The organism is Gemmiger formicilis (assembly GCF_016901605.1).
Classification (GTDB): Bacteria; Bacillota; Clostridia; order Oscillospirales; family Ruminococcaceae; genus Gemmiger; species Gemmiger formicilis_B.
On record NZ_JACJKP010000692.1, the window covers coordinates 1 to 239 of the forward strand.

At 62.8% G+C, this 239-nt stretch carries 1 protein-coding gene; it reads left to right on the forward strand.

The genetic code is table 11. The features are described from left to right. Nucleotides 1-239, forward strand: a 239-nt coding sequence (locus H6B10_RS16500; RefSeq protein WP_204652472.1) for a S1C family serine protease, incomplete at both ends; no start/stop codon positions are given.

Here is a 239-nt window from a genome sequence, read left to right on the forward strand (position 1 = left end):
GGGCAACTCGGGTGGCGGTCTGTTCAACGCCAACGGGGAACTCATCGGCATCGTCAACGCCAAGAGCAGCTACTCCGAAGCCGAGGGCATCGGCTTTGCCATCCCCATCAATACCGCCATGAACATTGCCCAGGAACTGATCGAGAACGGTTCTGTGGCGCGTCCGGCGCTGGGCGTCAAGATCTATGACGTCAGCGATGCGGCCACTGCCCAGCAGCTGGGCGTGAGCAGCACCGGCG